Annotated in this window: 22 protein-coding genes and 1 riboswitch; of the genes, 10 read left to right on the top strand and 12 right to left on the bottom strand. The window is 59.5% G+C overall.

The window, feature by feature from the left end; genetic code table 11:
* Positions 1 to 137: 137 nt before the first annotated feature.
* On the bottom strand, positions 138 to 1,304 hold the full coding sequence (rpsA, locus tag AB5Z20_RS07350; RefSeq protein WP_022095232.1) for a 30S ribosomal protein S1: 1,167 nt from the start codon (positions 1,302 to 1,304) through the stop codon (positions 138 to 140).
* Between the two features lie 316 nt (positions 1,305 to 1,620).
* Between rpsA and AB5Z20_RS07345 the strand changes: the two genes are divergently transcribed.
* The gene (locus AB5Z20_RS07345; RefSeq protein ID WP_343006760.1) at positions 1,621 to 2,379 is read left to right on the top strand and encodes an HAD family hydrolase; all 759 of its coding nucleotides are present in this window, start codon (positions 1,621 to 1,623) and stop codon (positions 2,377 to 2,379) included.
* Between the two features lie 190 nt (positions 2,380 to 2,569).
* On the opposite strand, the gene AB5Z20_RS07340 is transcribed toward AB5Z20_RS07345, so the two are convergent.
* Entirely contained in the window at positions 2,570 to 3,889 is a 1,320-nt protein-coding gene (locus AB5Z20_RS07340) for a serine dehydratase subunit alpha family protein (RefSeq protein ID WP_368156802.1), read from the bottom strand.
* Between the two features lie 294 nt (positions 3,890 to 4,183).
* On the opposite strand from AB5Z20_RS07340, the gene rpiB reads away from it, so the two are divergent.
* Positions 4,184 to 4,651 (top strand): ribose 5-phosphate isomerase B, encoded by a 468-nt coding sequence (gene rpiB, locus AB5Z20_RS07335; RefSeq protein WP_006234151.1) that lies wholly within the window; start codon positions 4,184 to 4,186, stop codon positions 4,649 to 4,651.
* A 152-nt stretch (positions 4,652 to 4,803) separates the two neighbouring features.
* On the opposite strand, the gene ndk is transcribed toward rpiB, so the two are convergent.
* The 4 genes from ndk to AB5Z20_RS07315 form a co-directional block, all read right to left on the bottom strand.
* The gene (gene ndk / locus AB5Z20_RS07330) at positions 4,804 to 5,208 is read right to left on the bottom strand and encodes a nucleoside-diphosphate kinase (RefSeq protein ID WP_117757021.1); all 405 of its coding nucleotides are present in this window, start codon (positions 5,206 to 5,208) and stop codon (positions 4,804 to 4,806) included.
* A 377-nt stretch (positions 5,209 to 5,585) separates the two neighbouring features.
* Positions 5,586 to 7,016: an argininosuccinate lyase gene (gene argH, locus AB5Z20_RS07325; RefSeq protein WP_368156801.1), complete on the bottom strand. Its 1,431-nt coding sequence runs from the start codon at positions 7,014 to 7,016 to the stop codon at positions 5,586 to 5,588.
* Positions 7,017 to 7,134: 118 nt separating this feature from the next.
* Positions 7,135 to 7,305 carry a hypothetical protein gene (locus tag AB5Z20_RS07320; protein ID WP_271738655.1) on the bottom strand — a complete coding sequence of 57 codons (171 nt, stop codon included), beginning with the start codon at positions 7,303 to 7,305 and terminating at the stop codon, positions 7,135 to 7,137.
* A 235-nt stretch (positions 7,306 to 7,540) separates the two neighbouring features.
* Positions 7,541 to 8,767 (bottom strand): argininosuccinate synthase, encoded by a 1,227-nt coding sequence (locus AB5Z20_RS07315; protein ID WP_035138001.1) that lies wholly within the window; start codon positions 8,765 to 8,767, stop codon positions 7,541 to 7,543.
* 554 nt (positions 8,768 to 9,321) lie between these two features.
* On the opposite strand from AB5Z20_RS07315, the gene AB5Z20_RS07310 reads away from it, so the two are divergent.
* Positions 9,322 to 10,149: a Cof-type HAD-IIB family hydrolase gene (locus AB5Z20_RS07310; RefSeq protein WP_368156800.1), complete on the top strand. Its 828-nt coding sequence runs from the start codon at positions 9,322 to 9,324 to the stop codon at positions 10,147 to 10,149.
* A gap of 273 nt (positions 10,150 to 10,422) precedes the next feature.
* Here AB5Z20_RS07310 and polA read toward each other — a convergent pair whose 3' ends face one another.
* Positions 10,423 to 13,173 carry a DNA polymerase I gene (gene polA / locus AB5Z20_RS07305; protein ID WP_368156799.1) on the bottom strand — a complete coding sequence of 917 codons (2,751 nt, stop codon included), beginning with the start codon at positions 13,171 to 13,173 and terminating at the stop codon, positions 10,423 to 10,425.
* Positions 13,174 to 13,339: 166 nt separating this feature from the next.
* Here polA and AB5Z20_RS07300 point away from each other — a divergent pair, with 166 nt between their 5' ends.
* Both AB5Z20_RS07300 and AB5Z20_RS07295 read left to right on the top strand, forming a co-directional pair.
* A complete protein-coding gene (locus tag AB5Z20_RS07300) occupies positions 13,340 to 14,737 on the top strand; it encodes an aminopeptidase (protein ID WP_368156798.1) in 1,398 nt (465 codons plus the stop codon).
* Between the two features lie 103 nt (positions 14,738 to 14,840).
* The gene (locus AB5Z20_RS07295; protein ID WP_368156797.1) at positions 14,841 to 15,650 is read left to right on the top strand and encodes a YaaA family protein; all 810 of its coding nucleotides are present in this window, start codon (positions 14,841 to 14,843) and stop codon (positions 15,648 to 15,650) included.
* 23 nt (positions 15,651 to 15,673) lie between these two features.
* On the opposite strand, the gene AB5Z20_RS07290 is transcribed toward AB5Z20_RS07295, so the two are convergent.
* Positions 15,674 to 16,189, bottom strand: a complete 516-nt coding sequence (locus AB5Z20_RS07290) for a hypothetical protein (protein WP_349073697.1) — start codon at positions 16,187 to 16,189, stop codon at positions 15,674 to 15,676.
* 62 nt (positions 16,190 to 16,251) lie between these two features.
* Positions 16,252 to 16,368, top strand: a riboswitch (TPP riboswitch).
* Here AB5Z20_RS07290 and thiC point away from each other — a divergent pair.
* The gene (gene thiC / locus AB5Z20_RS07285) at positions 16,360 to 17,694 is read left to right on the top strand and encodes a phosphomethylpyrimidine synthase ThiC (protein WP_349116792.1); all 1,335 of its coding nucleotides are present in this window, start codon (positions 16,360 to 16,362) and stop codon (positions 17,692 to 17,694) included. (Overlaps the previous riboswitch by 9 nt.)
* Positions 17,695 to 17,876: 182 nt before the next feature.
* A complete protein-coding gene (gene thiD / locus AB5Z20_RS07280; RefSeq protein WP_368156796.1) occupies positions 17,877 to 18,707 on the top strand; it encodes a bifunctional hydroxymethylpyrimidine kinase/phosphomethylpyrimidine kinase in 831 nt (276 codons plus the stop codon).
* 327 nt (positions 18,708 to 19,034) lie between these two features.
* Here thiD and AB5Z20_RS07275 read toward each other — a convergent pair whose 3' ends face one another.
* The 4 genes from AB5Z20_RS07275 to AB5Z20_RS07260 form a co-directional block, all read right to left on the bottom strand.
* Positions 19,035 to 19,694, bottom strand: coding sequence for a GDSL-type esterase/lipase family protein (locus AB5Z20_RS07275; protein WP_368156795.1), 660 nt, complete (start codon positions 19,692 to 19,694; stop codon positions 19,035 to 19,037).
* Positions 19,695 to 19,771: 77 nt separating this feature from the next.
* Complete coding sequence (locus tag AB5Z20_RS07270; RefSeq protein WP_368156794.1) at positions 19,772 to 20,908, bottom strand: TIGR02452 family protein; 1,137 nt, start codon at positions 20,906 to 20,908, stop codon at positions 19,772 to 19,774.
* Between the two features lie 141 nt (positions 20,909 to 21,049).
* On the bottom strand, positions 21,050 to 21,745 hold the full coding sequence (locus AB5Z20_RS07265) for a Bax inhibitor-1 family protein (protein ID WP_217750571.1): 696 nt from the start codon (positions 21,743 to 21,745) through the stop codon (positions 21,050 to 21,052).
* 77 nt (positions 21,746 to 21,822) lie between these two features.
* Positions 21,823 to 22,161, bottom strand: coding sequence for a hypothetical protein (locus tag AB5Z20_RS07260; RefSeq protein WP_217750572.1), 339 nt, complete (start codon positions 22,159 to 22,161; stop codon positions 21,823 to 21,825).
* Positions 22,162 to 22,411: 250 nt separating this feature from the next.
* Between AB5Z20_RS07260 and AB5Z20_RS07255 the strand changes: the two genes are divergently transcribed.
* The 3 genes from AB5Z20_RS07255 (at position 22,412) to AB5Z20_RS07245 (ending at position 24,971) form a co-directional block, all read left to right on the top strand.
* Complete coding sequence (locus tag AB5Z20_RS07255) at positions 22,412 to 23,461, top strand: anion permease (protein WP_368156793.1); 1,050 nt, start codon at positions 22,412 to 22,414, stop codon at positions 23,459 to 23,461.
* 67 nt (positions 23,462 to 23,528) lie between these two features.
* A complete protein-coding gene (locus AB5Z20_RS07250) occupies positions 23,529 to 24,152 on the top strand; it encodes a DUF47 domain-containing protein (protein WP_006234238.1) in 624 nt (207 codons plus the stop codon).
* A gap of 288 nt (positions 24,153 to 24,440) precedes the next feature.
* The gene (locus tag AB5Z20_RS07245; RefSeq protein ID WP_368156792.1) at positions 24,441 to 24,971 is read left to right on the top strand and encodes a nitroreductase family protein; all 531 of its coding nucleotides are present in this window, start codon (positions 24,441 to 24,443) and stop codon (positions 24,969 to 24,971) included.
* Positions 24,972 to 25,115 lie beyond the last annotated feature (144 nt).

Genomic DNA, 25,115 nt, shown 5'->3' with positions numbered 1-25,115 from the left:
AAAGCCGTTTGTCTCCACCCGCGTAGCGGGTGGTTTAAAGCTGGCCGCTGCGCGGCCAGCAGACTAAAGTCTTGAATGCAAAAAGGGATCCGTCCATTGCGGACGGATCCCTTAAAACAAGTGATCGTCAAACCGATTTACTCGGCGTCGGTCTCCTCGTCCTTCTTCTCGGAAGGCAGCGGGGTAACCTCGATCTCGACGCCCAGAGTCTCAGCAGCAGACTTCATGGACAGGGAGATACGACGACGGTCGAGGTCAATCTCCATGACCTTGACCTGAACCTTGTCGCCCACGTGGGTGACCTGAGAAGGCTGGTCGACGTGCTTGTTGGCCATCTCGGAGATGTGCACCAGGCCCTCGATGCCCTCGCCCAGGTCGACGAAAGCGCCGAACGGGACAAGCTTGGTCACAGTGCCCTCGACGATAGCGCCGACGGGGTACTTCTTGACCAGTGCGCGCCACGGATCCTCGGTGGTCTGCTTGAGACCCAGGGAGATGCGCTCACGGTTGAGATCGACGTCGAGAACCTCGACCTCGACCTCCTGGCCGACCTTGACAACCTCGGAAGGATGGTTGACGTGGTTCCAGGAGAGCTCGGAGATGTGGATGAGGCCGTCGATACCGCCGAGGTCGACGAAGGCGCCGAAGTCGACGATGGAGGAAACGGTGCCCTGGAGACGCATGCCAGACTTGAGCTTGGACAGGATCTCGGAGCGCTCGGCCTTACGGGACTCCTCGAGCACGACGCGACGGGAGAGGACGACGTTGTTGCGGTTGCGGTCCATCTCGATAACGCGGGCCTCGATGCGGGTGCCCATGTAGGAGGTGAGGTCCTTGACGCGACGGAGGTCGACGAGGGAAGCGGGCAGGAAGCCACGCAGGCCGATGTCGAGGATCAGGCCGCCCTTGACAACCTCGATAACCTCGCCCTCGACGTTCTCGCCAGAGTTGAACTTCTCCTCGATGCGGTTCCAAGCACGCTCGTACTCGGCACGCTTCTTGGACAGGACCAGACGACCGTCCTTGTCCTCCTTCTGGAGAACCAGGGCCTCGATGGGATCACCGAGTGCAACGATGTCTGCAGGGTTAGCGTCCTTGCGGATGGACAGCTCGCGGACCGGGATAACGCCCTCGGACTTGAATCCGATGTCAACGAGCACCTCGTCATGCTCGATCTTAACGACAGTGCCGTTAACGAGATCGCCCTCATCAAAGTCGGTAATCGTACCGTCGATGAGGTTGTTCATCTCCTCCTCGTTGACATCGTCAAGAGAGAAAATGGACGAGTTCTGAATCTCACTCAAAGGTGGACCCCTTTCGAACTACGGGGCCCCGATTGCTAGGACCTACAGAAGGGTGCGACAAGCACACAACGTTTAGGAACACTCGGGAGCCGACAGATACTAATGTGACGCTTATGCAATCACGTTCGTATAGGTTACGGGGAAATGGGTTCGATTTCAAGCGTGAACTGCGTTTTTTTACTCGTGTGAAGACTTTTTCGTAATCTTATGGACAGCTGTCTCCACAACTTGACGATAAGCAGTTTGCCCATACACCTTTAGGGTAAAGTATCCGGAGCCAACGATTCTGGAACGATTTTTCGAGAAAGGTGCCCGCGTGCTCAAAGCAGTCGTTTTCGATATGGACGAAACGCTTCTTAGCATCAACCTCAATGCATTCATCCTTCGATATTTTAAGGATGTCTCGTCGATGCTCGCGGATATCGGTCGCCGCAGCCACGGTGGCACGATGGCACGCCTCGGCACCATCTTGGTCGACCTCAACGCGAATCGCCGAAGCGGCACGGATAATCGCACCAATCTGGAGTTCTACCAAGAAGAGGTTGAGCGCCGGTGCGGCATTTGCCTCTCGGACCCACTTATCTACGAGGCGTTTACCTACTACGACCGCGAAGTCCTGCCGTACAAGAACGACGATGTCATCAACGCCCACGCCATGCCGGGCGCACACGCCGCGCTTCAGGCCGTACAGGATGCAGGACTGCGCTGCGCGCTCTTCACCAACCCCAGCTTTCCGCAGGGGGCCATCGAGTGCCGCATGGGTTGGGGCGATCTGGCCGACGCCCCCTTTGAGCTCGTCACGCACATGGGAAACACCACCCGCTGCAAGCCCGATGCCACCTACTATCTAGAGCAGCTTCAGGTGATGGGGCTCGAGCCGCACGAGGTCCTCATGGTGGGCAACGATCCCAAACGCGACTTCCCCAGCCCCGCCTGCGGCATTCAGACTGCCTATGTGGGCCAAGGCAAGCCCAGCCGAGCCACCTGGCGCGGAACCATGGAAGACTTCGCCCGCGACTTTAACGCCGTAGTAGAAGCCTTCTACGAGCACCAAATAGCCGACGAACTGTCCTAGCCAATAGAACAACAAACGAAGATAACGCCGATGTTTTGGCAACGACAGCGAAAGCCCGCCAGAGCGAGCAAGGTGCCTTGAAACGAGGCGGCATTGACCTTCTGGTTATGCCGCCGAAGTTGAAAGGCAGATTGCCGCTCTGGCGGGCTTGCAGCGTCGGCTAGTTACGCGGTTTGGTAAAACCGCGTAACTAGCATACTTGGGTTTTGCCGATCATGATGTTTAGGATCTCGACGTCGGTGTCCTTCATGCCCACACGGCCTACATAGCCCATGCTGGCGATTGTCTGCTCGACGGTATCCTGGATCAGGCCCTCACCGGCACGGAAGCCGCGGCCCTGCATGGCCATATCGTGGCCCAGAATCGCCGCATCAACGGCAGCGGAAATCTTGGCGGCACAGCTTGCCTTGGCGCCATCGCACACGATGCCGCCCACGTTACCGAGCGTGTTCGAAACCGTCGCGCCAATCTGCTCGCGCGTGCCACCACACAGCCAGGTAATCGCGGCACCGGCACCGCATGCGGCGCAAATAGCACCGCAAAACGCCGAGAGCGCACCAATATAGCTCTTGATATGCACGGCGATCAGATCGGACAGCATCACGGCGCGCACCAGGCGCTCGTGGTCGCAGCGCAAGTACTCGGCATACTCCATAACAGGCAGCGCGCAAGTAATGCCCTGATTGCCCGAGCCGCACACAATGGCGACTGGCAGCGCGCAGCCGTTCATGCGGGCATCGGACCCGGCGGCTGCACGGGCACGGGCACGGCAGGCGACGTCATCGGCACGTGCGCCCAGCAGCGTACGGCCCACCTCGGCGCCCCAAGCGTGCGCCAGGCCCTCGGCACTGATCGCGCCATTCAGCTCAATCTGACGCTCAACGGCAGCGCGGGCGTCCTCAATGTCACCGTCCTCGATAAAGTCGATGATGGACTCAATGCTCATAGGGGTATCGGCGCTATCTGCCGCACGCTCGGCCACGACGCGCTCGGCGCAGGCGGCACACTCCCCCGCCGACTTGCCGCATACCGGAATACCGTCGAGCGTATGGCACGTAACATTGGTGTGGTGGTCGGTAATCTCGACGACCGCGGCATGGCCCCCGGCCGTTGCGGTCACCTTGATGTAGAGGTTGGGCACACCCTCGACAAGCGACACATCGCAGTAACCGGCATCGGCGAGAAGCTCGGACACGCGAGCACGGTCTTCGTCGTTAACGCTCTCGAGCACCTCGAGCGCGCTCTTGGCGTCACCGCCCACGGCACCCAGCACGGCCGCCGCTTCAATACCGTGCATGCCGCCCGAGTTGGGCACGGTCACGCTCTTAACGTTCTTGATGATGTTGCCCGAGCAGGCAACGTCCATATGATCGGGTTCGCAACCGAGCGTCTGGCTCGCCAGCGCCGCGGCATAGGCAACGGCAATGGGCTCGGTGCAGCCGAGCGCACAGACAAGCTCGCGGTTCAAAACATCGCAAAACGCGGTATCACGAAGGGAATCGGCAGGCATAGGTATCTCCTACTTGTATAAAGGGCTGGGCTCTCGATAATAGTTAGCTCTTTTATTTGATAACAATGCATCAAAAACCGCAACCCAAGTTCCGGCGGACGGCGTTCAAGCGCAAACTGACAGCATTAATACATGAAAAACTAGTCTTGTTGCATGCTAAAAACTAGTCTTGTTGCATGCTAAAGCGTTTGACCAAAAAACACCCGAGCGTTTACACAAAAGTCGCGCTATCATGCAGTCGAACGCGGTAAAACCTTTAGCAATTCCGCCGCACGGACCAGAGAGGAACCACTCATGAAGATTGGTATCGGTAACGACCACGCCGCCGTCGAGCTCAAGAACATCATCTCCGAGCACCTGAAGGAGCGCGGCTGCGAGGTCGTGAACTTTGGCACCGACACCTCCGAGAGCTTCGATTACCCCATCGCCGGCTACAAGGTGGGTAAGGCCGTGGCCAACGGTGACGTCGACCTGGGTATCCTGATCTGCGGTACCGGCGTCGGCATCAGCCTGGCCGCCAACAAGGTCGAAGGTGTTCGCGCCGTCGTATGCTCCGAGCCCTTCAGCGCCAAGCTCTCCCGCATGCACAACAACACCAACGTGCTCGCCTTTGGCGCCCGCGTCGTGGGCTCCGAGCTCGCCAAGATGATTGTCGACGAGTGGCTCGACGCCGAGTTTGAGGGCGGTCGTCACGAGCGTCGCGTTAACCTCCTCAACGAGATCGACCACACGCGCGGCCTCAAGGTCGTCGACGAGGCCTAAACTACTCAGTGCCACAAGCTAACAGCAGGGGCCCGCTCGGAGCTCATGTCCGAGCGGGCCCCTTCATAGATTTTGGAATAAAAAGGGCGCCGCGGATGGAATTCCGCAGCGCCCAAGCCACACGCTAACAGCTTTAAGGAGTCAAAGCTGGTTTAGCCAAAAAAGCGCTTGATCTCGATCTCGGCGTTCTCCAGGCAGTCGGAGCCGTGGATCACGTTGGCATTGACATCGACAGCAAAGTCGCCGCGAATGGTGCCGGGGGCAGCATCAAGCGGGTTAGTAGCGCCCATAAGGGTGCGCATCTTGGAGACAGCGGAGAGACCGGAAACGACCATCTTGACGACCGGACCGCTCGTCATAAAGTCGCAGAGACTGCCAAAGAAGGGCTTGTCGGCCAGATGGGCGTAGTGCTCCTCGACGGTAGCGCGCTCGAGCGTGGTCATCTCCATGCGCTCGATGACAAGGCCGCTGCGCTCAATGCGAGCAACGATCTCGCCGATCTTGCGGTCGCGCACGGCGTCGGGCTTAATCATGATGAAAGTCTTCTCGATAGCCATAAGGTAGCCTTTCAAGTAGGTTCGCGCGTGCCCAAGTCCCATTCCGGCACCCGCCTGGACTGCATCGTAACAGAGTTTTAGCTGCAGTTAAACAAAAAGCTGTTTATTGAAACGCTGCAATTTATTAAAACGCTCCATATGTGTCACTTCTGTTTCGAAGCCCGATTAGAGTACCATCCGACCGCCCATCAACCGCATCGAACCGAGCGGACGGTCGGTTGTCGCCCGTGAACGCACCCCCTTCACAACCTGCCCAAAGGTCCTACAGAAGTTCTCGACAGACCCCTCCCTTCTCTATAACAAAACGGGCGCCCACCGTAGCGGGCACCCGTAAAGGCAAGATATGATGAACACACCAGACAGACGCATCCAATAAGTTAATTAGCCCCGTGACCCATCTCGACAACCTTGGTCAGCGATCCAAACATGCCTTCGTCGGCCACGAGCTGCGCCTCGGCACGCTGCAGCTGAACGGCAACGGCGGCAGGGGCGGTACCGCCCTCGGTCGTGCGCGCGGCGACAATCGACGGGATGTCGAGCGCCTCGGTAATGTCGCGCTCAAAGAGCGGGCTTGCCTCCTGGAACACCTCAAACGGCAGGTCCTCAAGATTGCAGCCGCGCTTCTCGCACATCAGGACCAGATGGCCCACCACGGCATGTGCCTCGCGGAACGGCAGGCCACGCTTGGCCAGGTAATCAGCAACATCGGTAGCGGCAAGGTGCCCCACGCCGCACTCGCGCGCCATGGCATCCTCGTTGACGGTCCAAGTCGAAATCATACCAGCCATAACGGACAGGCACTGCATGAGCGTGTGAGCGGTATCGAGCGCGCCCTCCTTGTCCTCCTGCAAGTCCTTGTTATAAGCAAGCGGCAGACCCTTCATGGTCACGAGCAGCTGCACCAGGTTGCCATAGACTCGGCCACTCTTGCCGCGGATAAGCTCGGCAAAGTCGGGATTCTTCTTCTGCGGCATGATGGACGAGCCGGTGGAGTACGAGTCGGAAAGCGTGATAAAGCCAAATTCGGAGCTCGACCACAGCACGATCTCCTCGGAAAGACGCGACAGGTGCATGGCCATGACGGAGCCGGCGTAATGCAGATCGAGCAGGAAATCACGGTCGGAAACCGCATCGAGCGAGTTGGGAATCACGCCCGCAAAGCCAAGTTCAGCAGCCGTCATCTGGCGATCGAGCGGATAGCTCGTACCGGCAAGCGCGGCAGCACCCAGCGGGCAGTTGTCGGCGGCATCAAAGGCGGCCTTCAAACGTGTAAAGTCGCGCGCGAACATCCAGGAATACGCCAGCAGATGATGCGAGAGCAGCACGGGCTGAGCGTGCTGCATATGCGTGTAACCCGGCAGAATCACCTTGTCGTACTTCTTAGCCGCATCCACCAGCACATGGCGCAGCTCAAGATTGGCCTCCATGAGCTCCTTGGCCAGCGCCTTGACGCCCAGGCGTGTATCGGTCGCCACCTGGTCGTTGCGCGAACGCCCAGTATGCAAGCGCTTACCGGCCTCTCCGATGCGGCGCGTCAGCTCGCTCTCGATGGACATATGAATGTCCTCGTCGTTGATATCGAAGGTGAAGTTGCCGGCATCGATATCCTGTTCGATTCCGGTCAGGCCCTCGGCAATCGCCTGCTCGTCCTCGGCACTGATGATGCCTTGGGCGGCCAGCATCTTGGCATGTGCCTTAGAGCCGGCGATATCCTGCTTATAGAGATGTTTGTCGACCGGCAGCGACGCGCCAAACTCCTGCGTGACCTCGGCCACGCCCGCCTCAAAACGACCGCCCCAAAGAGTCATGGGATCGTCCCCTTTCATCAAATACCAAACGAAGCGCCCAAAGCAATACGCCATGTCGCTAAAGCGATTTACCAACCGCTAGTTTTGCACATTCCCCACTGCATGCGAGGCCATGTAGCTAATTTGCAAAGAAGTGACGCACCATGCACTTGGCACCCAACGTCTCCCTCCGGATATTGCCCTGCGAACCGTCAATCCAAGCCTTCAGGCTCATAGGGACGTCCTCGACCTTTGCAGCATCGAGCTCGGGCGCGAGGGCAAGTAAAGCATGCGCGATGACATTGAACATATTGGATACTCCTCATATATATAGGCGCAAGGCCGACAAATTGATAGAAAGAGCCCCGCCGGACAACCCCGGCGGGGCTCGGACTCAGCCGCAAGCGCGGCATCATATATGCGGGCGGAACGTAGGGGCCACCGATGTTAAGAAGTGTCAGCAAGCATAACGAAAGGTAGGGACCCCGTGCGCCCGTTTTGTATCACGCGGATGGGCCGCGCGGATACCAAGGGAAGGAAAAGCCTTAGGCCTGGGCGGCGGCAGAGCTGGGACCCTGGACCTTTGCCCACGTCTTGAGCGACAGCGTATCGATCTCGATAAAGCCGGCGCTGGCCTTCTCGTCAAACGTGGTGTCGCGGTCGTAGGTAGCCAGACCGTAGTCGTAGAGGCTGAAGGGGCTCTTGCGGCCGACGACATGGCAGTTGCCCTTAAAGAACTTCAGGCGGACGGTGCCGGTCACGAACTTCTGGGTGTCGGCCATAAAGGCGTCGAGCGCGTTCTTGAGCGGGCTGTACCACTGGCCGTTATACACGGCGGTGGCCCAATCCTGCTCGAGCTTGATCTTGGTCTTGAGCAAGTCGCCCTCGACGCAAATGTCCTCGAGCGCCTTGTGGGCGGTGATGAGCGTCAGGGCGCCGGGAACCTCATAGCACTCGCGGCTCTTGAGGCCCACCAGACGGTCCTCAACCAGGTCGAGACGGCCAAAGCCGTTGTCGCCCGAAATCTTGTTGAGGGCGATGACGATCTCGGAGAGCTTCATCTTCTTGCCGTCGACGGCGACGGGCTTGCCGGCCTCAAACTCAATCTCGGTATACGTCGGGGTGTCGGGCGTGTCCTCGGGATTCTTGGTCATAACCCAAGCGTCGTCGAGCGGCTCGTTCCAGGGATCCTCCAGGTGGCCGCACTCAATGGCACGACCCCACAGGTTGTCGTCGATGGAATAGGGGTTGTCGTTGGCACCCTCGGGAACCGGTACGTTGTGAGCGTGGGCATAGGCGACCTCGTCGGGACGGCACTTCAGATCCCACTCGCGAACCGGGGCGATAACCTTGAGCTCAGGGTCGAGGGCCTTGACGGCAGCCTCGAAGCGGACCTGGTCGTTACCCTTGCCGGTGCAGCCGTGGGCGACGTAGGTCGCGCCAAACTCGTGAGCGACCTCGACAAGCTTCTTGGCGAGCAGCGGGCGAGACAGGGCGGAGAGCAGCGGGTACTTGTTCTCGTACATGGAGTTTGCAGCGATGGCCTTAGTCAGGAACTCATCGGAGAACTCGTCGCGCAGGTCGAGTACCTGGCAATCGAGAACGCCCAGGTCAAGCGCCTTCTGCTTCTTGGCGTCCAGGCCGGTCTCCTCCTGGCCCACGTTGCCGCAGACACAAACGACATCGAGATTCTTCTCGTCCTGGAGCCACTTGACACATACGGATGTATCAAGACCACCGGAATATGCGAGAACGACTTTTTCCTTGCTCATGGCTGTTTCCTTTCGCCCTTGGTAGCTAGTTAGAACATCGGTCAGTTGCAAGTCATTTCAAGGTCATATACCGTGCAATATCAGGTTAAATAGCAAAAATCAGCACATACATGCCCTAGAAACATGCGGCTATGTCGTGCTAAAACCCAACGACCTCAAAATGACTCTGTTGAGGCATTGCGCCCCATGCGGACAGAGACGATTGTTATCGTCGTCGGGAAATTGCGCGCTGGCGTCGGATGGCATTGTCTGCAGTGGTGATGATCTTTACGAACTGCATCTGCCTCTCCTTTCACGTATCGCCGGGCGCAATTCTAATATCGTAAACGGTACCTTTTCCTCGGTAAGCGGTTGTTTTTCCGTCTCCGTTTTCGATGTTCGCTATATTACGCTAAAGTGCCCGCAGCACAAGCGACAAATTCAAATTTCTGAAAAGTTTTTTCATTAGTTTGTGAAGCGTGGTGCAAATACGCTCCGTTCCTGCGAAAATACGGCCGACTACGAGTTGATGGTTATAACGTCTGAAACAATCTCGAAACGAAAGGCTCGCTTTTATGCAAACTTACGAATCGGACGCCAATATCGGAAACATTAAGCTCATCGCCGTCGACATGGACAAGACGCTGCTGACCGACGAGCGCGTGTTGCCGCAGGGTCTTGATGAGCGCTTGGACAAGCTCGCCGACGCCGGCATCGTATTCTGCCCCGCCAGCGGACGTCCAGCCCCCAAGCTCGAAGAGATGTTCGAGGGCATCAAGAACCGCCTCGCTTTTTGTCCCGACAACGGAGCGTGCGTCATCTATCGCGGCAACTATATCTATAAGAGCAATATTGACGTGGAGCTGTATCAGCAGGTCCTGAGCCGCGCCTCGGAGGATCCGCGCGCTGTCCCCGTCCTGTGCTGCTTCGACGAGTTCTACGTGCTTGCCCGCGACCATCAGTACCACGACGAGATCAGCGTCTACTACAACACAATCAACTACGTCGACAGCTTTGAGGGCATTGATTTCGAGTCCAACAAGATTTCGGTCTTCTTCCCCGGCTACGACGCCGAGCCCGCTTTCCGCGAGACCTATAGCCCCGAGTTCTCGGACAAGCTCTACGTCACCAACGCCGGGCGCGAGTGGATCGACTTTATGAACCTGGGTGTCGACAAGGGCGCCGGCGTCGCGCACCTGTGCGAGCACCTGGGCATCGATATTGCCGATGCCGCCGCCGTGGGCGATACCTACAACGACATCCCCATGCTCGAGCGCGTCGGCCACAGCTTTATCGTGGACAATGCCGAGGAGCACATGAACGCGCACGCCAAGTGGCGCATTCCGAGCAACAACGACGGGGGCGTACTGACGCTCATCGACGCCATCTTGGCGGCTCGCTAACGCGCTCGTCGGACCTGGCCGGGTGGCATGGGTTAACTTTTCGCTCGGTCAGGTCCTGGGCTCGCTCGGAAAGCACATTAAGTGCTTTCCGGCTCGTGCGGAATCTACGAAAAACTTACCCGCCTCGCCCGGCCAGGTCCTTGGGTAACTTGCTTGCCGCCTGGATGGCGTCTTGGCGTCTAGATACTTGGCTGATTTTTTGGAATGAAGGGGGCTCCTTGTTGGCAAGGAGCCCCCTTCTGTTTTGGTTACTTTGGGATTGTTGGTGCGTCTTTATTTGGCATCGGCCCAGGTTATGCCGGTGCTGGCTTCGGCGATCAACGGTACGCGGAGGTCTACTACGTGTTCCATGACGTCGCGGACCATGGCGGTGAGGCGCTCGACTTCGTCGACGGGGCACTCAAAGTCCAGTTCGTCGTGCACCTGCAGAATCATGTGGGCGGCAAAGCCCTCTTCTTCCAGGCGGCGGCTTACGCGGGCCATGGCGATCTTGATGATGTCGGCCGCGGTGCCCTGCATGGGGTGGTTCATGGCCGTGCGCTCGCCAAAGCCGCGGAGCTGTGGGTTTTTGGCCTTGAGCTCCGGAATGTGACGCCGGCGACCGTACATGGTCTCGGCGTAGCCCGTCTGCTTGGCACGCGCCACCACGTTGTCGAGGAACGTACGCACGCCCGGGTAGGCCTCGTAGTAGCGATCGATCATATCGCGCGCCTCGGCCATCGAGATATGCAGCGACTGCGACAGACCGTAGGCCTGCTGGCCGTACACGATGCCAAAGTTCACGGCCTTGGCGCGACTGCGCAGATCGGGTGTCACCTCGGACACCGGCACGCCAAATACGCGCGCGGCCGTCTCGGCATGGAAGTCCTCACCCTCGTTAAAGGCACGTACCAGATGTTCATCACCCGAAAGATGCGCCAGCAGACGCAGCTCGATCTGCGAGTAGTCCACCGCCAAAAAGACGCTGCCCTCGCCTGCCGAGAACGCCGTCTTGACGGTGCGGCCCAGCTCCGAGCGCGTCGGGATGTTCTGCAGATTGGGGTCGCTCGAGGACAGACGCCCCGTCGCGGTGATGGTCTGGTTGTACGTGGTGTGCACTCGACCGTCACCACGGCGCAACGGACCTAGCGTGTCCAGATAGGTCGACTTAATCTTGGACTTCTCACGCCAGTCCAAAATCAGGCGCACGATCTCGTGGTCGCGGGCAAGGTCGCTCAACACCTTGGCGTTGGTCGAATAATAGCCGCGCTTAGTCTTTTTGAGGCCCTTGGTCGGAAGCCCCATAACGTCAAACAGCACGTGCGACAGCTGCATGGGACTGCCAATATTAAAGGTCTCGTCACCCGCCAGGCCGCGAATGCTGCGCTCGACCTCGGCAATCTGGGTCGCCAGACCCTCGGACAGACTGTGCAGACGCTCGGGGTCCACGAGCATGCCCGCGCGCTCCATCTTGGCAAGCACCGGAACGAGCGGCATCTCGATGCCATCGAACACGTTGGCGGCATTCTCGCGGGCCATACGGTCACGCAACGGCGCCACGAGCGCCAGCGTCAAGGCCGCCGTGCGAGCGGCGGGCGCAGGAGCGTCCTCACCGGCACCCTCTGCGCCGCGTGCCGCAGGCAGCGACATCTGCAGGTAGGTATCGGCCAGATACGCCTCATCGAACTCGGAGCGGTCGGAATCCAGCAGGTAGGCGGCGACCACGGTATCGAAGATGCGCGTAGAATCGACTGCCAGCGAATCCATGAGCTCGGGCTCAGAAGAATCGATGGGCGAAAGCTCGTGCAACAGCGTCTTCATATCCGGGCTCGTCACGCGGCCTTCCATAAACAGGCGCGCGAGCACACCAGCGATCACGCCGTGGGCAAAATTGAAGCCCTCAACCTCAGCCGCCACACCGCTGTCGCCCTCCTCGAGCGCGAACAGGCCCTTGGACGTCGCCAACCACAGCGTGCGCGTCAGTCCAAAGAGCGCGCCCTCTTCCTTGTCGTCGTCCACCACGGCGGCGGCCCACTCGCCGGCATCGATCGCGCGGGAGATCTCAGCCGCAACGGCACCAAGCGCGTCAGCATCGCCGGCGGCTGCGCGAACCATCGCAGGCATCTCAAACACACTGGAGGCAGCAGCAGCCCCGTCCTCGCCGCCGATCAGCGCCAAGAAACGGTTCTGCATGGCGGTGATACCAAGCGTACCCAGCGCCGCGGAAACCTCATCAGCAGAAAACGCCGGGAAGGACGTCGCCTCAAAATCGAGCTCAACAGGCGCATCGGTGCGGATGGTCGCGACCTTGCGACTCAGCAGCGCGTCGTCGATGTGCGCGCGCAGGTTTTCGCCCATCTTGCCCTTGACCTCGTCGGCATGTGCGATGACCTCGTCCAGGCTACCGTACTGCGCAATGAGCGCGCTCGCCTTTTTGGGGCCGATGCCCGGCACGCCGGGGATGTTATCGGACGTGTCGCCCTTCAGACCATAAAAGTCGGGTACGAGCGCCGGCGTGATGCCGTGATACAGATCGTCCACGCTCTCGGGTGTCATGATCGCCACGTCGGACAGGCCCTTGCGGGTCGAGACCACGTTGACGTGCTCGGTCACGAGCTGATACATATCGCGATCACCGGTCACCAGCAGCATGTCACAGCCGGCCTGCTCGCCCAGGCGCGCCATAGTGCCCAGGATGTCATCGCCTTCCCAGCCCTCAGACTGCAGAATCGGCACGTTGAGCGCGGTGAGCAGCTCCTTGATCATAGGGAACTGCGCGTGCAGATCGGGGTCCATGGGCGGACGTTGAGCCTTGTACTGCGGCAGCATCTCCATGCGCACGCGCGGCTTGCCCTTGTCAAACGCCACGACCACGCCGTCGGGATTAAAGGCGTCAATCATCTTGAGGAACATATTCAAAAAGCCAAAGATCGCGTTGGTGGGACGACCGTCCGGCGCGTTCATGGTGGGCGGCACGGCGTGGAAGGCGCGGTGCATGAGCGAGTTGCCGTCGATAACGGCAAAGGTGCGGCGCTTGTCAGACATATTGAATACCTCGCTTTGGGCTGGGCACGGTTTGCTCACTCCAGTTTACACGCTCCCCGCCCCTCGGCCACCTCATATCAAGCTCCCCCGCCACCGTGAGCCCGCGCGTGATACGATGGCTCACGGTACATCAACCAGCACGATCGATCCGAAAGGAGCCTGCGTCATGGAGCGTCCCTGCGCATGGAAAAAGTACACGCCACAGCAAATCGAGGAGCTCGAGGAGCTTTGCCGCGGCTATAAGCAGTTTTTGAGCGAGAACAAGACCGAGCGCCTGTGCGTCAAGACCGGCATCAAGATGGCCGCGGAGGCGGGCTACGTCAATCTAGAGACCGTAATCGCCGAGGGCCGCGCGCTCAAGGCCGGCGACAAGGTGTACGCCGCCAACCACGGCAAGGACCTCATGCTCGTCAACCTGGGCACCGCCCCGCTCGAGCAGGGCTTTAACATCCTGGGCGCCCACGTGGACTCGCCGCGCCTGGACCTTAAGCAGAATCCCGCTTTCGAGGCCGGCGACATGGCTTATCTCGACACGCACTACTATGGCGGCGTCAAGAGCTACCACTGGGTCGCTTCCCCGCTCGCGCTCGTAGGCGTCATCTGCAAAAAGGACGGCACCACCGTCGACATTAACATCGGCGACAAGGCAGACGACCCGGTCTTTACCATCTCCGACCTGCTGATCCACCTCTCGAGCGAGCAGATGGCCAAGCCCGCCAAGGACGCCGTCGACGCCGAGATCCTCGACGTGATCGTGGGCGGCCGCCCCGTCAAGTTTGACGAGGACGACAAGGACGCCCCCAAGGAGCCCGTCAAGCAGATGTTCCTGGACATCCTCAAGGAGCAGTACGACGTCGAGGAGGAGGACTTCCTCTCCGCCGAGATCGAGGTCGTGCCCGCCGGCCCGGCCCGCGACATGGGCCTCGACCGCTCCATGATTCTGGGCTATGGCCACGACGACCGTGTCTGCGCCTATCCGTCCATGCTCGCCCAGATCGACGTCGCCAACGTGGAGCGCACGAGCATCACACTCATCGTCGACAAAGAGGAGATCGGTTCCGTGGGTGCCACCGGCATGACGAGCCGCTTCTTCGAGAACACCGTCGCCGAGATCATGACGCTCGCCGGCGAGGATAGCCCGCTGGCCCTGCGCCGCGCACTCGCCCACAGCCGTATGCTCTCCTCTGACGTGTCCGCCGGCTTCGACCCGGGCTACGCCGGCAAGTTCGAAACCAAGAACGCAGCCTTTATGGGTCGCGGCCTGTGCTTTAACAAGTACACGGGCAGCCGCGGCAAGGGTGGCTCCAACGACGCCGACGCCGAGTATGTGGCCCTCGTCCGCGACATCATGGACGAGGCCGGCGTAGACTTCCAGACCTGCGAGCTCGGTCGCGTCAACGCGGGCGGCGGCGGCACCATCGCCTACATCATGGCCGAGTACGACATGAACGTCATCGACTCCGGCGTTGCCGTCCTGTCCATGCACGCCCTGTGGGAGGTCGCCAACAAGGCCGACATCTACGAGGCCTACCGCGGCTACAAGGCCTTCCTCGAGCGCGCCTAACCAACCCTTCATCAGTTGCGGTGAAATACAGACTAAACTGGCCCATAAACGGCCAAAACAGACCGTATTCCACCGCAACTTCCTTTTTGGCAGAGGAGAGTCCATGCTGCAGGCCATCATTTCGCCCGCCAAGCAAATGCGCGCGGCCCAAGATGCTTTTGAAGTCCTGGGCATTCCACCTTTTGCGCACGAGACGGCTCGCCTCCACCGCGCACTGCTAGATATCGAGCGGAATGAAGGCAGCGGCGGCCTGCAGGCCCTTTGGAACGTGAGCGACAAACTGCTGGGGCCTTGCCTCAACACCCTGCATGAGTTCAGGCCCATCCTGAAAAACGGCGATCTCGACAATCCCGCACTCGCCCGTCACCTCTCCCCCGCCGTCATGTCCTATCACGGCATTCAATACCAGAGCATGGCGCCCAAGGTGATGGATTCCGCGCAGCTCGACTGGCTACAAAACCATCTCTGGATCCTCTCGGGCCTTTACGGATGCGTACGCCCCTTTCATGCCGTTGAACCGTATCGGCTGGAGATGGGCGCGAAGCTTGCCGTCGACGGTGCCCGAGACCTCTACGCGTTTTGGGGCGACAAGCTCGCACGGGCTATCGCTCCGGCAGGCTCCAACGCAACGATCGTCAACCTCGCCAGCGCGGAATACGCCAAAGCCGTTCTGCCCCGCCTCACCACCGATGTCACGGTCGTCACATGCCTCTTTGGCGAAGGCGTCCGCAACGGCAAGCCCATCCAGCGCTCGACCGCCAGCAAAAAGGCGCGCGGCTCCATGGTGCGCTGGATGGCAGAAAACAAGCTCAAGGATGCAAGCGAGCTCACCGCGTTCGACGTAGGTTATCGACACTTTCCCGAGCTTTCAGACAAAAACACCCTGGTATTCATGAACGTTCAGGCACAATAGGCCCGCCGTTTCCAAACACCCCGTTACTCCGCCAAGCCATCAGCCTTAGCGATCTCGCTCGTCGAGCCATCTTGATAAGTAACCTTGACATGCTCCACCTCGGACACCTTGACGCCCGATGGGGGCTCCAGGCGCCATTCCGTCAGCGCGATATCCATCGTCGTGGGCACATCCCCTTGATCTTTGAGCTCGACCGACAGCGTCTTAAGCGACGCATCGAAGGTCACGCGCTCGATCTCTTCACCAGGAATGGAGCCACCGCTCAGCTGCAGCTGAACAAACTCGTCGCGCGGATACCAATAGTCGCCCGGCGCGGCAACGGTATTGTCGCCCGCGACCTTCACTGTCATGATCGGCAGGGCATCGTCGGCCTCAAACTCCCAGGCAGCGCCGCCGCGACCGCCAAACGTCCAGATACAAAAGGCAATCACCAGCACGGCAAGCACCGCAAAACCAATCGCGACAAGGCCATGGTGCGCGCGGCTTTCCTCGGCCGATACATCCCATTGCGTCTCTCGATATAGATGCTTGTCTTCCATGTTCGCCTCCCCACAGGCACGCTCGTTGGCCCAATCGTACCCATTCAGGCTATACTTGAGCCCATGACATAACGGGGAGCTTGCAGGACAAGACGGCAGGCTGAGATTGGGCACGCCCGCCCTGACCCGCAAACCTGATATGGGTAATGCCAACGAAGGGAGCCGTGCCAATGAGCACACAGACCGAGCCCAAGCTCGTCACGCAAATCGACTTCGCCCGCGCCGGGCAGATCACACCGCAGATGAAGGAAGTCGCCGAGCGCGAGCATCGCGACCCCGAGTACATCCGCGAGCGCGTGGCCGACGGCCGCATCGCCATTCCCGCCAACATCGTGCACATCAAAAAGGGCATGCGCGCCTTTGGTGTCGGCGAGGGCCTGTCCACCAAGGTCAACGTCAACCTGGGCATCTCGGGCGATAAGGCCGATGCCGCCGAGGAGTGGAAGAAGGTCAAGATCGCCGAGGACTTTGGCGCCGACGCCATCATGGACCTTTCCAACTCGGGCAAGACGCGCCAGTTCCGCCAGCAGCTCATCGACGAGACGCCGCTCATGGTGGGCACCGTCCCCATGTACGACGCCATCGGCTACATGGAAAAGCCGCTGGTCAAGCTTACCAAGGACGACCTGTTCGAGGTCGTGCGCGCGCACGCCGAGGACGGCGTGGACTTTATGACCATCCACTGCGGCATCAACAAGTCGGTCACCAAGACCTTTAAGGAGACCGGCCGCCTGATGAACATCGTCAGCCGCGGCGGCTCGCTGCTGTTTGGCTGGATGGAGGTCACCGGCAACGAGAACCCGTTCTATGAGTTCTACGATGAGCTGCTCGAGATTTGCCATGAGTACGACGTGACGATTTCGCTCGGCGACTCCTGCCGCCCGGGCTGCCTCTACGACTCCAACGATGCCACCGAGACCGCCGAGATGATCGAGCTAGGCAAGCTGTGCAAGCGCGCATGGGCCGCGGGCGTCCAGGTTATGGTCGAGGGACCGGGCCACATGGCGCTCGACGAGATCGCCGCCAATATGAAGCTGCAGAAGCGCCTGTGCCACAACGCCCCGTTCTATGTGCTGGGGCCGCTGGTGACCGATATCGGTGTGGGCTACGACCACATCACCGCCGCCATCGGTGGCGCCATCTCCGCGAGCTCCGGCGCCGACTTCCTGTGCTACGTGACACCGGCAGAGCACCTGTGCCTGCCCAACGCCCAGGATGTGCTTGACGGCCTCATGGCCACTAAGATTGCCGCGCACGCCGCCGATATCGCCAAGAAGGTACCGCACGCCCGCGACATGGACGACAAGATGGGCCAGGCACGCCGCAAGCTCGACTGGGATGCCATGTGGAAGTGCGCTCTCGACCCGGTCACCGGCAAGAAGCGCTACGAGGAGTCCCCTGCCGCCACTGAGGGCACCTGCACCATGTGCGGCAAGATGTGCGCCGTCCGCACCGTTAACAAGGTGTTCGAGGGCACGACGATCGATCTTGGCATGGAGGATTAGCTTTTTCGAGGTAATCGCCATCAAGCCTGCTGTAACGTCCGTCAATTGTTGACTTGTGAACATTTGCTTATATTTGCGTAAAGATTGCATCGCCCGCCCGGGATCGGCATACAGCCGGCCCGGGCATCTTTATAATGCGGGGTAAAAGACCCATTTGAATCCGACCGGACAAGGGAGCGAACATGGATCGCAGTAAGGTACCCGCCGTTCTATCCATCGCGGGATCCGATTCCAGCGGCGGTGCCGGCATTCAGGCCGACATCAAGACCATTACGGCGCACCGCCTGTATGCCGAGACGGCCATTACAGCCATCACCGCACAGAACACCCTGGGCGTCACCGCCGTGCAGGATATCTCGCCAGATATCGTAGCCGCGCAAATCGACGCTGTCTTTGACGACATCCGCCCGAGCGCCGTCAAGATCGGCATGGTTTCTTCTGTCGAGATTATCGAAGTCATCGCCGACCGCTTGAGCGCTTGGAACGCAACGAACGTGGTCGTCGACCCCGTCATGGTCGCCACCTCGGGCGCTCGTCTCATTGCCGAGGATGCCTCCGAGGCACTCACCCGCCGCCTGTTCCCGTTGGCAACCGTCATCACGCCCAACATTCCCGAGGCTATGGCGCTGCTCGATTACGAGGTCGATTCCGAGCGCACACAGCAAAATGCCGCCATGCTTCTCACCCGCCGCTTTGGCTGCGCGTCCCTCGTTAAGGGTGGGCATCTTGTCAACGAAGCCAACGATGTGCTAGCAGAGCCCGCGCCGCTCGATGACGAGGGCAACCACCTGGGCGATCCACTCACCACGTGGTTCCGCCACAAGCGCATCGAGACCGGCAACACGCATGGCACTGGCTGCACGCTTTCGTCCGCCATCGCCTGCGCGCTGGCCCAGGACATGGAACTTGCCGACGCCGTCAACGCCGGCAAGGCCTACCTAACCGGAGCTCTCGCCGCCGGCTTTGACATGGGCAAAGGTTCCGGCCCCGTCAACCATATGTGGCAGTACTAAAGCCCGCAGCCCAAAACCACCGCAAAGGGGACAGACACCTTTGCGGTGGCTACCACAAACGTCTCGATCTGTAACAGTTAGAGCCCATTTTTCGGCCCACCTGTTACAGATCGAGATATTCTAATTCCGCTGAGAAGAGATCTCGATCTGTAACAGTAACTCGGCAAAATCGACCCTAGATGTTACAGATCAAGACAAACGACCGATATCGACCTAAATAATCTCAATCTGTAACATCTAGCCCGTTTTCGGCCTTAGAACTGTTACAGATCAAGACAAACGAAACAAGCCACCGCAAAGGGAGCTTTTGTGGTGCTTTGGGTCGCGCTACTCACCAAGCATCTCTTTGAGCTTGGCTGCCACGGCGTGGCCCAGGCTCTCGTGGCTTTCGGGCATCATATGCAGGTAGTCGATATCACCCGGCTCGGCGAAATCGGCGGCATTCAAAAAGTCGCAGCCAAACTGCTCTGCCACGTGCGCATAGTACTCGCCAAAATGCTCAGATGCCTCAACGGAATGCTCGTCAAAGTCGGTCATATACACATCGGCGATCTGCGGCTTGATCTTGATAGGAGCCATCAGCAGAATGCGCGGACAAGGCGCAGCGTCGGTCCACGGAAACGCGCAGGCGGCGCGAATCAGTGCCATGGCGCCACGGGCGATATCGGAAGCTGTCACGTTAAAGACCGTCTTACAGTCGTTGGTGCCCAGCATGATCACAATGGCGTCCAGCGGCTTATGGGCCTCGAGCAGCATCGGAAGCGCGCGAATGCCGTTGAGGTTAGTGTCCAGATGGCACATATCGTCGCGCACCGTCGTGCGGCCGTTAAGCCCCTCCTCAATCACATGCCAGCCCTCGCCCAGGTCACGCTGCGCCACGCCGCACCAGCGCACATCCTGCGCATAGCGCACCGCGGTGCCATCGCGCATACCAGCCGGATCATAGCCATAGGTGTTGCTGTCACCAAAGCACAGAACGTTTTTCATCGTAAGCCCTTCCTTTAGTAAAAAGCCGACGGGAGCAGCCCTCCCGCCGGCTCGACCTATCTGTCGGCACGTACCGATTACAGGTACTTGCGCCAATCGTCCTCGTCCTCATCATCCTCGGCAGCAGCCTGGGCCTGCTCGACGGCACGAGCGGCTGCAGCACGGGCGGCAGCCTGGGCATAGGACTCCTCGTTGCGCTCGGGGAAGCTTGCCAACACGTGCTCAAACTTGGCGAAGTCCTCATCCCAGCGCGTAGAAGGCACAGCAAAGAACACCTGCTTGACCTTGAAGTCGCCCGACGCGAGCTCCTTACGGAAGAGCTCGGCTACGGCCTCGGCATCAAAGCCGTTATTGTCGCAGCCCCAAGCACCCAGCACGAGCTTCTCACGACCCAGCTCATCGCAGATGGCAAGGACAAAGCGGATACGGTCGCGCAGGGCGTCAAGCAAGGCATCGTCGCTCACGCGGTACTCCTGGCGAGCACGCTTGACGTTGGGCGCGGCGGCCACGATCACGTCGGCATACGCATGCACATGGTTGCGATCGAAGCGCACCGCGGGCACCACCAGCGCACGGTTGCGGTACAGCTCGCAGTTGATGTTGCGGCGACGGTTCTCGCCGTACCACTTGCGCTGCTTGTCGAGCACGTTGTACAGGTACGAATCGGCGCAGAGCGTCGCCTCCTGGCCCAGGTAGCCCTGGATATAGCCGCCGCCCGGATTGGTAAACGAGGCAAAGGCAAGCACGGCCATATCGCAGAACTGCGCATAGCCGCGGCCGTTATCGAGGATTGCCTGCGTGGCGGAGGCATCAAGCACGGTGACCTCGGGCAGGACCGGAGCAGCCTCCTCCGCGGGCGCGGACTCAGCCTCGTCGGCCAACTCGGTGGAACCGAGCGCCACCTCAGGCTCGACCGCAGTCTCCACCTCAGCGGCCTCAACCTCGACAGCCTCAGCAGCCTCGACGTCCTCGGCAGCCTGCTCCTCAGCAGCCGCAGCCGCTTGGGCCTTGGCCTTCATCGCCGCGACAAAACCGGCAGGCATACCATCGAACTCGCGCACGCCGGTAAGCGAACGCTCGATGTCCTTGGCGCAGGCCTCGGACACAGCCGCCACATGGCGCTCGGCGGCCTTGGCACGCGCCTCGCGCTTGGGATTGGGCTGACCCGCCCGGTTAGACCTGCGGTTACGGTTCCTGTTGTCGACATCTGCCATACGTGGCCACCTTTCCTGTCGCTGCCGCTATCGGCTTTTTCCCATCCATGATACCCCGCCGCGCACAAAAAAGACGGCCCCGAAGGACCGCCTTTCGTATCGTTTTACCGTGTCCGGCAGGAAGCGTCGCAATGCCGCGCTTTAATCGCGACGGCCGAGGATGTTCAGAATGCGCAGGAACACGTTGATAATGTCCACGAACAGGTTAGACGCCATGAGCACCGCATTGGGCAGCGTGGGCGGCACCGTCGTGGCAACATAGGTGTCGTAGCCAATAAAGCCGGCGAACACCACGATCACGATCAGGTCGGTGATGGTCTGCGAGACACCCATGAACATCAGCACGATCTCAACCAGAATCGTGGCGAGCAGAATGCCAAAACCGATGCCATATACGCGCTGGAAAAACTTGGGGAAGGTCACGCCCAGCGCACCAAAGACAAAGGTGATGGCGGCCGTGGCGATAAAGGCGGTGTTGATAGTGGGCAGGTCATAGTTGGCAAGGCCAAACGACGCGGTCAGGCCAAAGGTGCTCGCAAAGATCACGTAACCCACGAGCGACAGGCCCACGGACTGCTTGCCCGCAGCAGCCGACATCATGACGATACCGACAATAGTCAGGATAAACGAGCCAAAGACCAGTGGCAGGGCGGCGCCGCTCATCATCATGCGGGCAAACGCCATGGTGCTCGTAAAGTAAGCACCGGCGCCCATGGCGCAAAAGCCCAAGAAGATGAGGGCAGACATGGCAAGATTGTACGCGCGCGGCGACATCTCCTTGGCGCGACTTGCGCCGGTCTCGATGGGGCCGTTCTGATAGCCCTGGATATCGTTCATACTTCGTCCTTTCAAAAGCGCACAACAGCGCCGTAGGTGACAAGATTTCTGCCATTGTACCCGAATGCTGTACGTCCTTACCTACGGCGCTCGCCCTCAAGCGTACGATCAAAGGCCCAGACCCACCAACGCATCACGTGCGCCTGCGAGCCGTCCGCCCGCTCGCGCGTCTGGTCCTCCAGATACAACTCGGTCGCGTGCCTGCCAAAACGCACCTTATATGTTGCCGTACGGATGCCGTGGACCATCAGGCCAAACCCAATGGTCGAGATAATTTCGTCGATCGTAAAACAACGGCCGTCGACCCAGCAGACGGTGACCGGCACGACCTGTCCGCCCGCGAGGATGCGAGCCACGACGTCCACATACTGCTTGTGCACGCGCCGAGTTTTGCCGTCTGTCTGTCGATATTCCATGCCCTCTATTATCGAACGCATGTTTGTATGTTGTAAAGCGAACAGACTGTGGTTTTGGGGTGTTGGGGCGCGCACGCGTGTCCTCATGGCGTGTTAGCAAAAAGAATACCCGCGGTCAACAGGGCTAATATTCAATTTTAGTGCCAAAAAATTCACTTCTCCCATCAGAACTCGGTAAAGAAACCCACAGGAGGTGATACGATTTATCATGTTTTTGTAACGTGTCTGCAAACTTCGAGAAAGCCCATATATGGACGTAACGTTCTCAACCTTCCTCGGCCAAATTGTGTCGAACCCAGTCCTTGCCGTCACCGTGATTCTCGCGCTCGGCGCCATCTTCGTCAACGGATGGACCGACGCGCCCAACGCCATCGCGACCTGCGTCACCACGCGTTGCATGCCCGCCCGCGCCGCCATTCTCATGAGCGCCGCATTCAACTTCTTGGGCGTGCTCATCATGACGCACTTTAACGCGAGCGTCGCCAACACCATCTCACATATCGTCGACTTTGGCGGAAACAGCACCATGGCGCTTGCGTGCCTCTGCGCCGCTCTGTTCTCCATCGTCGTCTACGGTGCCACGGCATCGCGTTTTGGTATCCCCACCTCGCAAAGCCACAGCCTTATCGCCGGCCTGACCGGTGCCGCTATCGCCCTCGGCGGCGCGAACAGCGTCAACGTCCACGAGTGGATGAAGGTCATCTACGGCCTGGCGCTCTCCATCGGCCTGGGCTTTGTCATGGGCTGGATCCTGTGCAAACTCGTCTCGATTCTGTTTGCCGCCGCCAATAGGCGACGTGCCAATGTCTTCTTTAAATACGCTCAGATCGCGAGTGCCGCGGCCATGAGCTTTATGCATGGCGCGCAGGATGGACAGAAGTTCATCGGCGTGCTCTTTTTAGGCGTGGCCTTCGCCAGCGGCCAGACGAGCGTCGGCGATGCCGGCATCCCCATCTGGATTATGCTGCTGTGCTCGGCCACCATGGGCATCGGCACCAGCGTGGGCGGCGAGCGCATCATCAAGTCCGTCGGCCAGAGCATGGTCAAGCTCGAGAAGTATCAGGGATTCTCCGCCGACCTCGCGGGCGCCGCGAATCTGCTGCTTGCCACCCTTACCGGTATCCCCGTGTCCTCCACCCACATCAAGACCTGCGCCATCATGGGCGTCGGTGCCGTCAAGCGCCTTTCGGCCATCAACTTCGGCGTGGTCAAGGACATGATGTTCACCTGGTTCTTCACCTTCCCCGCCTGCGGACTCATCAGCTTTGTCATGGCCAAGCTGTTCATGATGTTCATCTAGTCAAACCGAGCGTCCATCCGGACCGTAATACCTCGCCCACCCGACTTCGCCTCGAAAGGACCCACTCATGGCAAAGAAACCCGATTCGTTCTACTTCGACAACTACGTTGCTTGCGCCGACCTAGCCGTCCAGGCCGCAGAGCTGCTCACCAAGATTTTCGAGAACTTCGATCCCGCAAAGATTCACGATATGCTCAACAAGATGCACGCGATCGAGCATGCGGCCGACAAGAAGCATCATGAGCTTGAAGACGCCCTGCTCACGGCCTTTATCACCCCGCTTGAGCGCGAGGACCTGGACCTGATGAGCTGCTCGCTCGACACGGTGCTCGACCGTATCGAGGGCGTCGTGCAGCGCGTCTACTTCACCAACATCCAGAGCATCCATCCCGATGCCATCGTGATCGCCCACAAGGTGACCGACGCCTGTCGCGCCATGAAGGACCTGATGGTCGAACTGCCCAACTACCGCAAGTCCAAGACCCTGCGCGAACTCGTCATCCAGATCAACACGATCGAGTCCGAGGCCGACGAGCTCTACATCAACGCTATGCGCAACCTACATGTCAACGGCAAGGACCCGCTCGAGGTTATCGCCTGGCGTGACGTTTACGCCTTCCTGGAGTACTGCGCTGACTGCTGTGAGAATGTGGCCGATGTCGTGGATTCGATTGTCATGAAGAACAGTTAATTGGGGGTACGTGTCCCACCGGTCGCGGGCCCGATCACTAATAACCTTTTTCACTCCGGCTGCAAGCAGAGTCGTTCAAAAGGTTATTAGTGGTCGGGCCCGCTCCCTTATGTACCACCATTGGGAACTTTGGCTGATAGTTTTAGCGCAACGGGGGTTTGGCTGAAGGGACCTTTGGTACCCGTTCGGACACTTTGGCCCTTGATGAGCGTTTGGCTGATTGCTGCTTTGGGTACTCTTTGGGTTACTTTGGGTTTGTTTGATTTTTAATTGTTGGAGGGCTTGGTTGTGAGTTATTTGGATTTGGCTCGGGGTCGTTATTCTTGTCGCGAGTTTGAGGACCGTTCTGTTGGGCGGTCGGTGGTGGATGCCATTGTTGAGGCGGGGCGCATTGCTCCTTCTGCTTGTAATAATCATCCAACCCGTGTGATGGTGCTTGATACTCCGGAGCTGTTGGAAAAGGCCACTGCTTGTCAGCCTCGGTTTGCTCGTGATGGGTCTATCTTTGGGGCTCCGCTTATCTTCCTTATCTGCAGCGTTACCGATGACGCCTGGGTGCGCCCTTATGACCAGATGAACTCCAGTGCCATCGACACCTCGATCGTCTGCGATCAGATGATGATGGAGGCCGAGGAGCAGGGCCTGGGTACGTGCTGGGTGTGCCATTTTAAGCCCGAGGTGGCCTGTGAGCAGTTCAGCCTGCCCGAGGGCATCTATCCCTATCACATGCTCGTCTGCGGCTATCCTGCCGACCATATCGCCGATCCCGAGCATCGCGAGGCCCGCACCATTCCCCTCCCCGACTTCCTCCTCAAGTAGATTTTAGGACATGCCTTAAAATCTACCTTTGACCGCTCACCCGTTCGCCGAGTCCTGTGCCCTCAAACGCAGGACTCGGCGTTTTGTTTTGCAGACTGCGTACAGCCACAAAAAAAGGACCCGCAAACTGCGGGCCCTTTCTAG

The sequence above is a fragment of the Collinsella aerofaciens genome (genome assembly GCF_040910245.1).
Taxonomy (GTDB): domain Bacteria; phylum Actinomycetota; class Coriobacteriia; order Coriobacteriales; family Coriobacteriaceae; genus Collinsella.
This window is presented reverse-complemented; position numbering and strand designations above follow the sequence as displayed.